This window comes from Pseudomonas sp. St386, assembly GCF_018325865.1.
In the GTDB taxonomy this organism is placed as follows: domain Bacteria; phylum Pseudomonadota; class Gammaproteobacteria; order Pseudomonadales; family Pseudomonadaceae; genus Aquipseudomonas; species Aquipseudomonas brassicacearum.
Window position 1 is genome coordinate 4,328,306 of sequence record NZ_AP021900.1, and the last position, 13,123, is coordinate 4,341,428.

Here is a 13,123-nt window from a genome sequence, read left to right on the forward strand (position 1 = left end):
TGCCACGGGGCAGGATGCTGAAAGCGGGGTTTGGGCAGTGTTGGATGCTGAAGTTTCGAGGTGGGACGGCAGGCTCTACCGAGGCCCCAGGCTAAGCACCGAACACTGAACACTGAATACTGAATACTGTGGGAGCAAAGCTTGCTCGCGATGGCGGTGGATCAGGCGACATCGATCAAGACCGTGTCATCGTTCATCGCGAGCAAGCTTTGCTCCCACAGGTGCGCTCCCATAGGTGTGTTCCCACAGGTGTGTTCCCACAGGAGTGCTCCCACCTTTTGTTTTGTGCAGGGCTTAGATTTTCAGCGAGCCGAGCAACCCTTCCAGAAACCGCTCCCCGGCCTCCATCTGGCTGATCTCGATGAACTCGTCGGGCTTGTGCGCCTGTTCGATCGAGCCTGGGCCACAGACCACCACGGGCACGTCCAGGCGCTGCTTGAACAGGCCGCCTTCGGTGCCGAAGGAGACCTTGGCGGTGCCGGTGTCCGGGGTGGCGAAGTTTTTCAGGAAGCGCACGGCTTCGACGCTCGGGTGGGTGTCGAGCCCCGGATAGACGTTGAGGGTTTCGATCTCGATGTCCGCGACGCTGGAGAGCTTTTTCGCCTCGCGCACGATCACCTCGGCGCGCTCGCGCAGTTGCTCCAGGAACAGGTCCAGATCGTCGTCCGGCAAATTGCGCACTTCGAAATCCAGGGTGCACAGGTTCGGCACGATGTTCAGTGCCTTGCCGCCGACAATCTGCCCGACATGCACGGTGCTGTAGGGCACATCGTAATCCGCGTCCTGGGCGCCTTGTTCCTGCAATTGCTGCTGGCTCTGGCGCAACGCCGCGATGAAATCGCAGGCCACGTGAATCGCATTGACCGAGCGCGGTGCCAGCGATGAGTGCGCTTCCAGGCCGCGACAGTAGGTGCGATAGGAGCCCTTGCCCTTGTGGCCGAGCACGAACTGCATGTTGGTCGGCTCGCCAATCACACACAGAAACGGTCGCACCGGCGCCAGGTGCAGCACATCGAGCAAGCGCCGCACCCCCACGCAACCGATCTCTTCGTCATGGGAAAGCGCCAGTTGCAATGGCCGGTTCAAGGAGTGGTCAGCGGCATCGAGCATGGCGTCGATGGCCAGCGCAATGAAACCTTTCATGTCACAACTGCCACGCCCGTACACCCGTCCATCGCGCACGGTCGCCTGGAACGCCGGAACGGTCCAGGCCTGCCCCGCCGCCGGCACCACGTCGGTGTGGCCGGACAGCAGGACCCCGGGCAACTCACGCGGACCGGTGCTGGCGAACAGGTTGGCCTTCTTGCCGCTCTCATCCTTGACGATCAGCGACTCGATACCCTTGCTCAGCAACAGCTCGCGCACGTACTCGATCAGGGCCAGGTTCGATTCTGAAGAGACCGTTTCAAACGCCAGCAGGCGTTCGAAAATGGCTAACACGCGGGGTTTCATGAGGCCTTGCTCCGTTGCTCGGCGGAAAGGGCGAACCGGCGGATGGAGAACGGCTCGATGAAGGTTCGAGTGCTGCCGGTGCTGATCAGTTCAGCCATGACATCGCCAACGCCCGGACCGAGCTGGAAGCCATGGCCGCTGAAGCCGAACGCATAGTACAAGCCATCGACGTTGCCACTGGGCCCCATCACCGGCAGGGAATCGGGCAGGTAGCCTTCGATGCCGCTCCACACGCGGATGATGTTGAGATTGCCGACACCCGGCAGCAGGCGACGCATCTGGTCCAGTTGGTTGAGGATGCTGCGCGGCTCGACATAGGCCCGGCGGTTGAGCATGTCCGGCTTGCAACGATAGCCGCCGCCGATGACGATATTGCCCCGGGGAATCTGGCGAAAATAGATCACTTCTTCAGGAATCTTGGTGTACACGCCGATCACCGTCGGCAAGGCATAAGGCACCGGTTCGGTGACGGCCATCTGCGGTCCGTTGGGCTCCAGCGGCACTGGCTCGCCGAACTGCGCCGAGAGCTTCTGGCCCCAGGCGCCCGCAGTAATCAACAGTTGCGCGGCGCTGAACTGACGACCATCGGTGGTGCTGATGCTGAACCCGTCACCGACCTTCTGCACCTCGGCCACCTCGGTGCGTTCCTCGATGCGCGCACCGAGTCGCCGCGCCGCCCGGGCAAACGCCGGGGCGGCCAGACGCGGATTGGCGTGACCGTCGTGGGGCGCATAGGAGCCGCCCTTGACGTCCTTGCCGAGAAACGGAAAACGCGCATGCAGCTCGCTGCCGCGATAGATCTGCAAGTCCAGTTGCGCCGCTTCCGGTGCCGCTGCGTAAGCCTCAAGCTCGGGTATTTCATCCTCGCGATAACACACGCGCATGTGCCCGCTGGCGATGAACTCCAGGTCGTCGTCGATCAGCTCCGGCAAGCGTTTCCAAAGCGCCCAGGACCGGTTCGCCAGTTCCAGTTGCCCGAGAAAACGCCCCTGGCGCCGCACGTTGCCGAAGTTCACGCCGCTGGCGTACTGCCCGATCTGGTCACGCTCCAGCAGGATCACCGACTGCCCCCGTTGGCGCAGGAAAAACGCTGCCGCCGAACCCATCAGGCCGCCGCCGACAATCACCACATCGGCTTTATTCAGCGTCATGGCGTCACCTCCCGAGTGAGCATCGAAAGTGGTTTCACGGGGGCCTGACCACGCTGGCGCCCCACCTCCTGCACCTGGACACCCGCTGCTGCCGCAATCACTTCGGCCCCGGCCTGGGAGCAATAACGCCCCTGGCAGCGGCCCATGCCGACCCGGCTGAACGCCTTGGCCCGGTTGACTTCACAGGCGCCCTTTTCGCTGACCGTGCGGCGCAGTTCGCCAGCGCTGATCATCTCGCAGCGGCAAACGATGGCCTCGTCCGGCAAGGCCTTGGCTTGTGCCGCTGGCCAGGGAAACGCCTGGGCCAGGCCGAGGCGAAACGCATCCATTACCTTGAGCGCCTGGCGCTGTTCGGCGACGAGTGCGGCGTCCACCGGCTGCTGCAGATCGCTCAACAACGCCAAGGCGACCAGGCGCCCGGCATGCTCGGCTGCATCGGCGCCACGGATCTTCGAACCATCACCGGCGGCGTAGACACCGCTGACCGAGGTCCGCCCCTCCTCGTCCGTGTCCAGCAGCCATTGGCTGGAGGCCTCGTCAAAGCGCAGGCGGCAGCCCGCCAGGTCGGCCAGTTGGGTTTCCGGGCGCAAGTGATAACCCAGCGCCACCGCGTCGCACGCCACCGTCAAGGTTTCCCCACTGGCGGTACGAACCCGCACGCCGCTGACGCCGGTGGTCGCCTCGCCCAGAATTTGCAGCGGCGAAATACCCAGGTGCACGGCAATTTTCGCCCGGTACAACTGCGCCAACAGTTTCATGCCGGTGAACAGCAAGCTCGGGCGCGCCATGAGTTTGGGCAAGGCTTTGATGCGCTGGCCCAGCGGCGATGTGTCCAGCACTGCCGCGACGTTGGCGCCGGCCTTGAGGTATTGGCTGGCGACCAGATACAGCAACGGTCCGCTGCCCATGAACACCACGCGGTGGCCGATGGAAACCGCCTGGGCCTTCAAGGCGATCTGCGCGCCGCCGAGGCTGTAGGTACCGCCCAACTGCCAGCCCTCGATGGGCATCAGGCGGTCGGTGGCGCCGGTGCAGAGGATCAGCGCGTCGTAATCCACCGTCGTGTGCTGGCCCTGGCTGACGCAGCACAATTGCCCGGGTGTCAGGTTCCACACCAGGGTGTCCGGACGGTAGTCGATCTGCGGGCGCAAGCGGTCGAAGCTTTCGTGCAGGTCACGGGCCTTGTCCGCCTCGGTGCCGTACAGCGTGGCGTAGCTGCGGGTGAACCCTTCGGGCTGGCGCCGGTAGATCTGCCCGCCATCGCGACGGTTTTCGTCGAGCAGGATCGGCTTGAAGCCCGCAGCGACCAGGGTCTGGGCGCAACGGATGCCGGCCGGTCCGGCGCCGACAATGACGACTCGATGCGTGTTCAGCCGCGCAGTGGCCATATCGCCTCCGGTTGTTGAGTAATGATGTCCAGCCCTTCGCGCACTTCATTGGAGCAAGCTCGCAGGCGCTCGCCGCCGCGGGTCCAGACCCAGCAATCCTGGCAGGCGCCCATCAGGCAGAAACCGGCCCGGCTGCCCGGATCGAATTCCGACTGGCGCAACGCCGGGCCGTGGGTCAGCAATGCGACCATCAGGGTGTCGCCCTGCAACGCCTCGACCGAGACGCCATCCACTTTCAATTTGACGACGGGCCGGCCCTTTTCGGCCAACCTCACGAAACGCGCGTTCATGCGTAGGCTCCCACCATCATGCTGTTTGAATCCTGTTGGCGCTTGAGCAACTCGGCACTGTCGTGATGACAGAGCACCTCGCTGCCGCCGTCGATAATCCGCCGGGGCGGCGCGGTGTGGTTGCACAGGCCATCGACCCGCGCCGGGCAGCGATTGAGGAAGGTGCACAGCTCCGGCACCTCCGCGCGCGCGCCCAACGCCGGCAGCGTGCCGCAGGTGGTGGCGCCACAACTTTCCAGCCAACCCTGACGCATCTCCGGTACCGAGTGGATCAGCAGGTCGGTGTAGGGATGGAACGGCGCCTGGGCGAACGATTGCCGGCTACCCTCTTGAACCTTATGGCCGCTGTACATCACCACAATGTCGTCGCACAGCGCCCGCACCGTGGAGATGTCATGGCTGATGAACAAGTAGGACACCCCCAGTTGCTGGCGCAGGTCGCGCAGCAGTTCGAGAATCGCCGCGCCGACCACGGTGTCGAGAGCCGAGGTCACTTCATCGCACAGGATCAGGTCTGGTTTGGCCGCCAGCGCCCGGGCCAGGTTGACCCGCTGTTTCTGTCCGCCGGAGAGTTCGCTCGGGCGGCGCTCGGCCATGTCCCGTGGCAGACGCACCAGGTCGAGCAATTCGCCGATACGCTCACGCAGCGCCGCGCCCTTGAGGCCGAAATACATCTTCAACGGCCGGCTCAGGATGGTGCTGATGCTGTGCATCGGGTTGAGCGCGGTGTCGGCGTTCTGGAACACCATTTGGATGCGCCGAAACTGTTCATCCGTGCGCTCGGACAGGCTGCCGCCCAGCGGCTGACCGTCAAACGTCAGCCCGCCCAGGGCCGGGGTCAACAGCCCGGCCACCACTCGCGCCAGAGTCGATTTTCCAGAGCCTGATTCACCGATCACACCGATGGCCTGGCCCCTGCGCACGGTCAGGTCGATGTCTTCGAGCACCCGGATCGCCGGCATGCCGTGCTGGTTCTTGTTGCCGTAGCCAGCGGTCAAGCCCTTGATGGTCAGCAGTGGCGTGTCTTCGGCCACACCGCATGGCGGGCGAATCGTCGTGTCCGGCCGTGCCGCCGCCAGCAGGCTGCGGGTGTAGGCGTGAGCCGGGCCCTTGAGCAGCGGCGCGGTGGCGCTCTGCTCGAAGATCTGCCCGCCGTTGAGCACCACGATCTGGTCGGCCATCTGCGCCACGACGGCCAGGTCGTGGGACACGTAGACCGCCGTCGCGCCACGTTCGCGCACCACCCGCTTGAACGCACGCAACACGTCGATCTGGGTGGTCACATCGAGGGCCGTGGTCGGCTCATCGAGCACCACCAGCAGCGGATCGCTGATCAGCGCCATGGCCGCCATCACTCGCTGCAGTTGCCCGCCGGACACTTGGTGGGGATAGCGTTGACCGATGCGTTCGGGATCCGGCAGCGCCAGGTCGCGGAACAGTTCGATGGCCTTGGCTTCGAGCACGGCACGGCTGCCCAGGCCATGGATCAACGCGCCTTCCACCACTTGGTCGATGAGTTTCTTGGCCGGGTTGAACGCCGCCGCGGCGCTTTGGGCAATGTACGACACCCGATTGCCGCGCAGGCCTTGCAGCTCGCGCTCACTCAAGGCGAGCATGTCGTGCTCGCCAATCTGCACCACCCCACCCGCCAGGCGACAACCGCGCCGGGCATAACCGAGCAGCGCCAGGGCGATGGTGGTCTTGCCCGAACCGGACTCGCCGATCAGCGCCAGCACTTCACCTTTCTCCAGGGAGAAACTCACGCCCTTGACGATCTCCACCTCGCTGCGCTCGCCACAGGCGACCACACGCAGGTTCTCGACTCGGATCAACTGGCTCATATCAATGGCCTCCCGTACGTCGGTTGCGCCGCGAAGACAAGCGGTCGATAAACAGATTGACGCCGATGGTCAGGGTGCCGATGGCCAGGGCTGGAATCACGATGGCCGGCGCGCCCTGGTTGAGGCCGCCGATGTTTTCCCGCACCAGCGAACCCAGGTCGGCATCCGGCGGTTGCACGCCCAGGCCGAGGAAGCTCATGCCGCTGAGCAGCAGGACGATGAAGCCAAAACGCAGGCCCAGGTCGGTCAGCACCGGGTTGAGCATGTTCGGCAGAATTTCCACACAGGCGATGTACAGCCGGCGTTCGCCACGGGTGCGGGCCACTTGCACGTATTCCAGGGCCTCGATGTTCACCGCCATGCTGCGGGCGATACGAAACGCCCCCGGCATGAAGCTGAGCACCGCCGTGCAGACCAGCAGGGTCACTGACGAGCCGAACGCCGAGACCATGATCAGCGCGAGCATCTTGCTCGGGATCGAAATGAAGGCATCCATCAGGCGGCTGATCAGCTCATCCAGCCACTTCGGCGAAACCACCGACAGCAACGCGCAACTGGTGCCCAGCCCACTGGCCAGCACCGCCGCCACCAACGCCAGGCCAACGGTAAACTGCGCGCCCACCAGAATGCGGCTGAGCATGTCGCGGCCCAGGTAATCGGTGCCCAGCGGATAAGCGGCACTGAGGTTGTCGAAGACATTGTCGGAGACCACTTCCCCCACCGGGTGCGGCGCCAGCCATGGCCCGAAGATAGCCACCAGCAACCAGATCACACACATCGCGGCGCCGATCAGGCCGAGCCAGGGGGTTTTGCGCGACACCTTGCCCAAGGCCAGTTCGGGCGCCGCAGGCGGGGATTTCACAATGAGATTGTTCATTGGTTTCTCAGCCTCGGATTGGACAGGATCGCGCACAGGTCAGCCACCAGCACCAACACCAGGTACGCCGTACAAAACAGCATGGTGCAGGCCTGGACCAACGCCATGTCGCGGTTGGTCACGGCATCGACCATCAAGCTGGCGATGCCGGGATAGTTGAAAATCGTCTCGACGATCACCACCCCACCCAGCAGGTAGGACAGGCTCAGGGCGATGGCATTGGCGATCGGCCCGATGGCATTGGGCAAGGCATGGCGCAGCACCACCCGCACCGGGCTCACGCCTTTGAGGCGGGCCATTTCCACGTAGGGGCTGTCGAGTTGATCGATCACCGCCGCCCGGGTCATGCGTGCCATTTGCGCGACGATGACGCAGCACAGGGTCATCACCGGCAAGGCATAGGTGCGCATGAATTGCAGCGGCGAAGTGATCTCGCTGGAATAGGACAGCGCCGAAAGCCAGCCCAGGTTCACCGCGAAAATCAGCACGGCAAGGGTGGCGACCAGGAACTCCGGCACCGCCACCATCGTCAGGGTGAAGAAGCTCAGGAAGCCGTCGATGCGCCCCCCTCGCCCCATCGCCGAGCCGATGCCCAGGATCAACGCTACCGGCACCGACACCAGCGCCGTGGCCGCCGCCAGCATCAGCGTGTTGGGCACCCGGCCAGCCATCAACTCGCTGACCGGCGTGGCGTTGGAGATCGACACGCCCATGTCGCCGCTGAGCAGGCTCATCAACCAGTGCAGGTAGCGCAACACACCCGGTTGGTCCAGGCCCATCTTCACCCGCAGCGCCGCCACTTGCTCAGGCGTGGCGAACTGTCCAAGGGACTGTTGCGCCGCGTCTCCCGGCAACACCGCCGTAATGGCGAACACCACCATCGATACGATCAACAGGGTCACGACCGCAGCGCCCAGGCGCCGGCCGATCAACCAAAGTGTGTTGCTATTCATCGCCCTACCCCTTGTGCCATGTCACGCCGCAAGACAACACGCATCAAGCGTCAAGCCAGACTTGCTCAGCGAACATATAGCCCATGAAACCGCCCAGCGGGTTGGTGCCATAACCCTTGACGCGTTGGTCGACGCCATCGATGTTGCTGATGAACACCGGGATGCCGATGCCGCTGTGGTCATGCACCAGGGTCTGCATGTCGGCATACATCTGCCCGCGCTTGGCCTCATCGGTTTCACCGCGAGCCTGGATCAGCAACTGGTCGAACTGCGGGTTTTTCCAGCCGGATTCGTTCCACGGTGCCGTGGACTGGAAGAACTGCGAGAACAACATGTCGGCGTTAGGCCGCGGGTTGATGTTGCCGAAGCTCAGCGGGTGCTTGGCCCAGTGGTTGGACCAATAGCCGTCGCTCGGCAGCCGATTGACGTTGAGCTTGAGCCCGGCCTCCTTGGCCGATTGCTGCAGCAGCACGGCAACGTCGACCGAACCGGTGGCGGCCGGCGAGCACATCACCGGCATGCTGATGTTTTCCATGCCGGCCTTCTTCAGCAGGAAACGGGCCTTCTCCGGATCGTAGGTCCGTTGCGGCAGGTCGGCGTTGTAGAAACGAGAGCCGGGCGCAATCGGATGGTCGTTACCGACCCTGGCGAACCCACGGAAGATCGCCGACTTGACCTGTTCGCGGTCCAGCAGCAGTTTCATCGCCTCGGTAAACTCCGGGCTCTGGCCGGGCATCTGGTCTTGGCGAATGATCAGGTCGGTGTAGTTACCCGACGGCGAATCCACCACGCGATGGGTGGTGCTGTCCTTGATGCGCGTGGTCGAGCGCGGGTTGACCTCATTGATGATCTGCACGTCGCCCGACAGCAACGCGTTGACCCGTGACGGTTCGTCACCGATGCCGATGAATTCGATTTCGTCGAGGTACGGCAGGCCAGGCTTCCAGTAGTTGGTGTTGCGCGCACCGATGGAACGCACCCCAGGCTTGAATTCCTTGACCTTGAACGGGCCGGTGCCGATGCCCTGGTTGAAGTCGCTGGTGCCCTCGGGGACGATCAACAGGTGGGATACGGCAAGGATCGACGGCAGCTCGGCATTCGGGCCGCTCAGGCGTATCTGCACTTCATGGGTGCCGGTAGCCTTGACCTCGGCAAACTGCTCGGCCAGCGGCAAGACCTTGGAACCGGTGATCGGGTCCTTGTGACGCATCAGGGAAAACACCACGTCGGCGGCGGTGAGGCCCTTGCCGTTGTGGAAGGTCACTTCCTTGCGCAGGGTAATCACCCAGAGCGTGGCGTCGGTGGTGTCCATGCGTTCGGCCAGTTCCAGTTGCGGCACCATGTGGCTGTCGAAACGCGTCAGGCCGTTGTAGAACATGTAATGACGCACGTAGTCCGTGGACGATGAGCCTTTGGCCGGGTCCAGGGTATCGGCGGTGGAACTGGAGATACCGGCGACGCGGATACGCCCGCCGGGCTTGCCTTTGCCGGGGCTTGCCTGCTCATCGGCAAGCAGCTTGCCGGCGGCACCGAACAGACTGCCGGCACCCGCCGCGGCCACACCGGCCAGCCCGAGCATCTGCAATGCATGGCGGCGCGACATGCCGCGGTTGAGCCCTTCGAAAACACGCAGACTTTCTGTACCGGTGATCAACTGGTCTTTGATGCCGTTTTTATTGTCACTCATGTCAGTTCTACCTTTCGGAAAATGATAGGGCTCGATTACGTGCGTTAACGCAACGTGGTTGAAACGCCAAACAACGCGGTGAAACTCAGTGCAGGTAGTCCTGCAAGCGGTAATACGCGCCGACCAGCGGCAAAAACCAAGGCTTGCCGAAGTGCCCGGGAATGGCCGGCCAATCCAGTTCGCGCCAAGGGTTGGCCTCGACCTTGCCGGCCATGACCTCGGCCATCACCTGCCCCATGTGCACCGACATCTGCACACCGTGGCCGCTGTAGCCCATGGAGTGATAAACCCCGCCATGCTGGCCGGCCCGGGGCAGGCGATCGGAGGTCATGTCCACCAGGCCGCCCCAGCAATAGTCGATCCGGGTGTTCGCCAACTGCGGGAACATCTGCACCATCGCCGCTTGCAGCACCTTGCCGCTCTTGGCGTCGGACACGCTGTCGGACATGGCAAACCGCGCACGACCGCCAAACAGCAAACGGTTGTCCGGGGTCAGGCGAAAGTAGTTACCGATCATGCGGCTGGTGACATAGGAGCGCCGGGCCGGCAGCAGGCTGTCGATCAGCGCCTGGGGCAGGACCTCGGTAGCGACGACGAAGCTGCCCACCGGCACGATTCGCCGCCGATACCAGCCCAGGCCGCCCTGCTGACTGGCGCCGGTCGCCAGCAGGATCTGCGAGGCCTGCAGCGTCCCTTTGCTGGTGTTGACTCGATAACCGCCGGCACTGGTCTTCCAGTCCTGCACCGCCACCCCCTGGAAGATCAACGCACCGTGACGGGCGGCCGCTTCCGCCAGGCCGACGCCGAAACGCCCGACATGCATCTGCACGCCATTGCGCTGCAACAGGCCACCGTGAAACTGCGCCGAATTGACTTCCTCCCGCGTCTCCTGGGCCGACAGCAGCTCGACCTCGGCATCGACTTCCTTGCGGATCAATTCACAGGTGCGCGCCAACCCTTCGTAGTGCATCGGCTTGGCGGCCAGCTTGAGCTTGCCGTTGCGCTTGAGGTCGCAAGCAATCTGCTCTTGCTCCACCAGCGTCACGACGCTCTGCACGGCGCTTTCATAGGCTTGGTAATACGCCCGAGCCTTGTCGGCGCCGAGGCTGGCGGTGAGTGCCGCGTAATCCTGGGCCACGCCGGTACTGCAATGCCCGCCGTTGCGCCCTGACGCCTCGCCAATCACCCTGCCCGCTTCCAGCACCGCCACGCTGGCCCCCTTCAAGGCCAGGGCCCGCGCCGCCGCCAGGCCGGTGAAGCCGCCACCGACGATGGCGACATCGACCTGCCCGGGCAATCCGCCGAGTTGAGCACCGGTGAACGCCGGTGCGGTGTCGAGCCAATAGGACTCACTGCCCATGTCTAACCCCTTTCGCCTTCAAGCGTGCGTCGAGACTCAGAGCCCGACCAGCGCGGGCAACCCGCCGATGTCCGGGATCTGGTGGTAGCCAAAGGCAGCGTTGGCCGGGTGTTCATGACCGCGGGCGACGAAGGCTTTGTGCTTGATCTTCATGTCGTGGGCCGACATCAGGTCGTAACGGAAGCTCGACGACACATGCAGGACGTCTTCCGGTCCGCAGCCAAGGTTATCGAGCATGAACTCGAAGGCGGCCAGGCGCGGCTTGTAGGCCTGGGCCTGCTGGGCCGTGAAGACTTTATGGAAAGGTGCGCCGAGCTTGTCGACGTTGGACATGATCTGCTCGTCCATCGCGTTGGAAAAAATCACCAGGGGGATCTTGTCGGCGATTTTCGACAGGCCCGCCGGTACATCGGCGTGGGGGCCCCAGGTTGGCACGGCGTCGTAATAGAGCTGGCCTTCGCCACGATATTCGACGCCCCAACGCTTGCAGACCCGCATCAGGGAGGTCTTGATGATTTCATCATAGGGCCGCCAGTCACCCATCACCTGGTCCAGGCGATAAGCGGAGAAGTCCTTGACGAACTGGTCCATCTGCCCGGCGTCGACACGGTCGGCGAACAGCTCGCGGGTCATGGTGCCCATCTGGAAATTGGTCAACGTGCCGTAGCAGTCGAAGGTGATGTACTTGGGTCGAAGAAAGCTCATGAGTGCGGTCCTGGATTGTTGTTGAAGGCTCGACGAGGCGAACGATGGCGCCTTTCGTGAGGCATCGGTGCAACGCTGCATCACGTTTTCATTACAACACCATGAGACCGTGGATAAATCGTTAAAAATACCGGCCGCTTGGTACAAACCACCGTTTTGCGGGGCTCGCTCAGCAGACTTTGCGGGATGCTCCAGGCGTGGGCGTCGTGCCCGTGTTTCTGTGGGTTTGGGGGCATTTATGGTGCGCCAAACGGCTCTGCAAAGAGTTGTTTTCGGCAGAATCTACGCTTGGCGCAGCAGCTTCAGCATCCGCGGTGAATGGGCCGGCGTCATCGCGAGCAGGCTCGCTCCCACAGGGGGATGGTGGTGGACACCGGTTCAAGGAACGCCGCAGATCCATTGTGGGAGCGAGCTTGCTCGCGATGGCGGTGGTCGGTAGGAGCAGTGTCCTATTCAGACCTTCAGTTCGGCCTCCAGGAAGCTCACCAACGCCTGCACCCGCGCGCTGCGCAGTTTGCGCGAGGGCACCAGCAGGTTGATTGGGGCGCTGTCGAATTGCCAATCGGCGAGCACCCGTACCAGGCGGCCGTCGGCGATGGCTTTGCTGACGTCCCATTGCGAACGCAGCACCAGCCCCAGGCCCTGTTCGGCCCAGCGTCGGGCCACGCTGCCGTCGTTGCTCAACAAGGCAGGCTTGATCCGCAGGGTCTTGCGCCCGTGCGCATTGCGCAAGTGCCACAGGGTGACATCTTCATCGTTCTCACGAATACAGATGCAGCGATGCTCGGCGAGTTGCTCCGGCGCTAGCGGTGTGCCGTTCTGCTCCAGGTAAGCGGGACTGGCGCACAGCCATCGGTCATTTTGCGTGAGGGGTCGGGCGACCCACTGGCTGTCGCTCAGGTGACCGATGTGAATCACCGCATCGCTGTCATGACGGTCAGGCCAGGGCGTTTCCCGAAGATCCAGATGCAGGCATAGCTGCGGGTGCAACCTGGCAAAACGGGCCAGCAGCGGCGCGAGGCGTTGGCGTCCATAGCCGAACGGTGCCGCCAGCCTGAGAGTGCCGGCCAGTTGATCGTCTTGCTGCCTGAACGATTCGGGAAGCGCCTCCAGCTGTTCCAGCAATAGCGCACTCTGGCGCGAGAAACGCTCGCCGTCGGCGGTCAGGCTCAGCCGCCGGGCGTCGCGATTGGCCAGGGTCATGCCCAGGAGCGTCTCCAGTTTGCGTAGGCGCATGGACAGCGCCGGCGGCGAAACATTGAGGGCCCTGGCAGCGGCGCTCAACGATTCGCAGCGTGCCAGCGTCACGGCCATGCGCAGGTCTTCGAGGCTGATCATTCAGTTCAACTTAATGATTGATGACAGCGCATTGAACCACGGCTTTACGATGACTGAGTAGAGTCGAGCCTGTCTTTCACC

The 13,123-nt window shown here is 63.6% G+C and carries 11 protein-coding genes; all 11 read right to left on the reverse strand.

All coding sequences use genetic code 11. The features are described from left to right. Positions 1 to 294: 294 nt before the first annotated feature. The 11 genes from argE to KI235_RS19010 all read right to left on the reverse strand — a co-directional run bounded on the left by argE (position 295) and on the right by KI235_RS19010 (position 13,042). Positions 295 to 1,452 (reverse strand): acetylornithine deacetylase, encoded by a 1,158-nt coding sequence (gene argE, locus KI235_RS18960; RefSeq protein WP_003203187.1) that lies wholly within the window; start codon positions 1,450 to 1,452, stop codon positions 295 to 297. After that, a complete protein-coding gene (locus KI235_RS18965; protein ID WP_003203190.1) occupies positions 1,449 to 2,603 on the reverse strand; it encodes an FAD-binding oxidoreductase in 1,155 nt (384 codons plus the stop codon). The genes argE and KI235_RS18965 overlap by 4 nt, the downstream gene beginning before the upstream one ends. After that, positions 2,600 to 3,991 (reverse strand): FAD-dependent oxidoreductase, encoded by a 1,392-nt coding sequence (locus KI235_RS18970; protein WP_028237186.1) that lies wholly within the window; start codon positions 3,989 to 3,991, stop codon positions 2,600 to 2,602. Before KI235_RS18970 ends, KI235_RS18965 begins: the two co-directional genes overlap by 4 nt. After that, positions 3,973 to 4,281 (reverse strand): (2Fe-2S)-binding protein, encoded by a 309-nt coding sequence (locus tag KI235_RS18975; RefSeq protein ID WP_003203193.1) that lies wholly within the window; start codon positions 4,279 to 4,281, stop codon positions 3,973 to 3,975. Before KI235_RS18975 ends, KI235_RS18970 begins: the two co-directional genes overlap by 19 nt. Further along, positions 4,278 to 6,122: an ABC transporter ATP-binding protein gene (locus tag KI235_RS18980; RefSeq protein WP_212795243.1), complete on the reverse strand. Its 1,845-nt coding sequence runs from the start codon at positions 6,120 to 6,122 to the stop codon at positions 4,278 to 4,280. The genes KI235_RS18975 and KI235_RS18980 overlap by 4 nt, the downstream gene beginning before the upstream one ends. Position 6,123: 1 nt before the next feature. Continuing rightward, entirely contained in the window at positions 6,124 to 6,999 is an 876-nt protein-coding gene (locus KI235_RS18985) for an ABC transporter permease (RefSeq protein WP_027912020.1), read from the reverse strand. Beyond that, entirely contained in the window at positions 6,996 to 7,952 is a 957-nt protein-coding gene (locus KI235_RS18990) for an ABC transporter permease (protein ID WP_003203201.1), read from the reverse strand. The genes KI235_RS18985 and KI235_RS18990 overlap by 4 nt, the downstream gene beginning before the upstream one ends. 43 nt (positions 7,953 to 7,995) lie before the next feature. Further along, entirely contained in the window at positions 7,996 to 9,639 is a 1,644-nt protein-coding gene (locus KI235_RS18995; protein ID WP_003203203.1) for an ABC transporter substrate-binding protein, read from the reverse strand. Positions 9,640 to 9,724: 85 nt separating this feature from the next. Then, complete coding sequence (locus tag KI235_RS19000) at positions 9,725 to 10,999, reverse strand: FAD-binding oxidoreductase (protein WP_013693673.1); 1,275 nt, start codon at positions 10,997 to 10,999, stop codon at positions 9,725 to 9,727. 36 nt (positions 11,000 to 11,035) lie between these two features. Next, the gene (locus tag KI235_RS19005; RefSeq protein ID WP_003203206.1) at positions 11,036 to 11,704 is read right to left on the reverse strand and encodes a haloacid dehalogenase type II; all 669 of its coding nucleotides are present in this window, start codon (positions 11,702 to 11,704) and stop codon (positions 11,036 to 11,038) included. Between the two features lie 453 nt (positions 11,705 to 12,157). Next, positions 12,158 to 13,042 carry a LysR family transcriptional regulator gene (locus tag KI235_RS19010; protein WP_060613970.1) on the reverse strand — a complete coding sequence of 295 codons (885 nt, stop codon included), beginning with the start codon at positions 13,040 to 13,042 and terminating at the stop codon, positions 12,158 to 12,160. Positions 13,043 to 13,123 lie beyond the last annotated feature (81 nt).

What these genes read in the sequence shown, in the direction of transcription:
- argE (WP_003203187.1), bottom strand. Translation starts at nt 1,452, where the DNA reads ATGAAACCCCGCGTGTTAGCCATTTTCGAACGCCTGCTGGCGTTTGAA.
- KI235_RS18965 (WP_003203190.1), bottom strand. Translation starts at nt 2,603, where the DNA reads ATGACGCTGAATAAAGCCGATGTGGTGATTGTCGGCGGCGGCCTGATG.
- KI235_RS18970 (WP_028237186.1), bottom strand. Translation starts at nt 3,991, where the DNA reads ATGGCCACTGCGCGGCTGAACACGCATCGAGTCGTCATTGTCGGCGCC.
- KI235_RS18975 (WP_003203193.1), bottom strand. Translation starts at nt 4,281, where the DNA reads ATGAACGCGCGTTTCGTGAGGTTGGCCGAAAAGGGCCGGCCCGTCGTC.
- KI235_RS18980 (WP_212795243.1), bottom strand. Translation starts at nt 6,122, where the DNA reads ATGAGCCAGTTGATCCGAGTCGAGAACCTGCGTGTGGTCGCCTGTGGC.
- KI235_RS18985 (WP_027912020.1), bottom strand. Translation starts at nt 6,999, where the DNA reads ATGAACAATCTCATTGTGAAATCCCCGCCTGCGGCGCCCGAACTGGCC.
- KI235_RS18990 (WP_003203201.1), bottom strand. Translation starts at nt 7,952, where the DNA reads ATGAATAGCAACACACTTTGGTTGATCGGCCGGCGCCTGGGCGCTGCG.
- KI235_RS18995 (WP_003203203.1), bottom strand. Translation starts at nt 9,639, where the DNA reads ATGAGTGACAATAAAAACGGCATCAAAGACCAGTTGATCACCGGTACA.
- KI235_RS19000 (WP_013693673.1), bottom strand. Translation starts at nt 10,999, where the DNA reads ATGGGCAGTGAGTCCTATTGGCTCGACACCGCACCGGCGTTCACCGGT.
- KI235_RS19005 (WP_003203206.1), bottom strand. Translation starts at nt 11,704, where the DNA reads ATGAGCTTTCTTCGACCCAAGTACATCACCTTCGACTGCTACGGCACG.
- KI235_RS19010 (WP_060613970.1), bottom strand. Translation starts at nt 13,042, where the DNA reads ATGATCAGCCTCGAAGACCTGCGCATGGCCGTGACGCTGGCACGCTGC.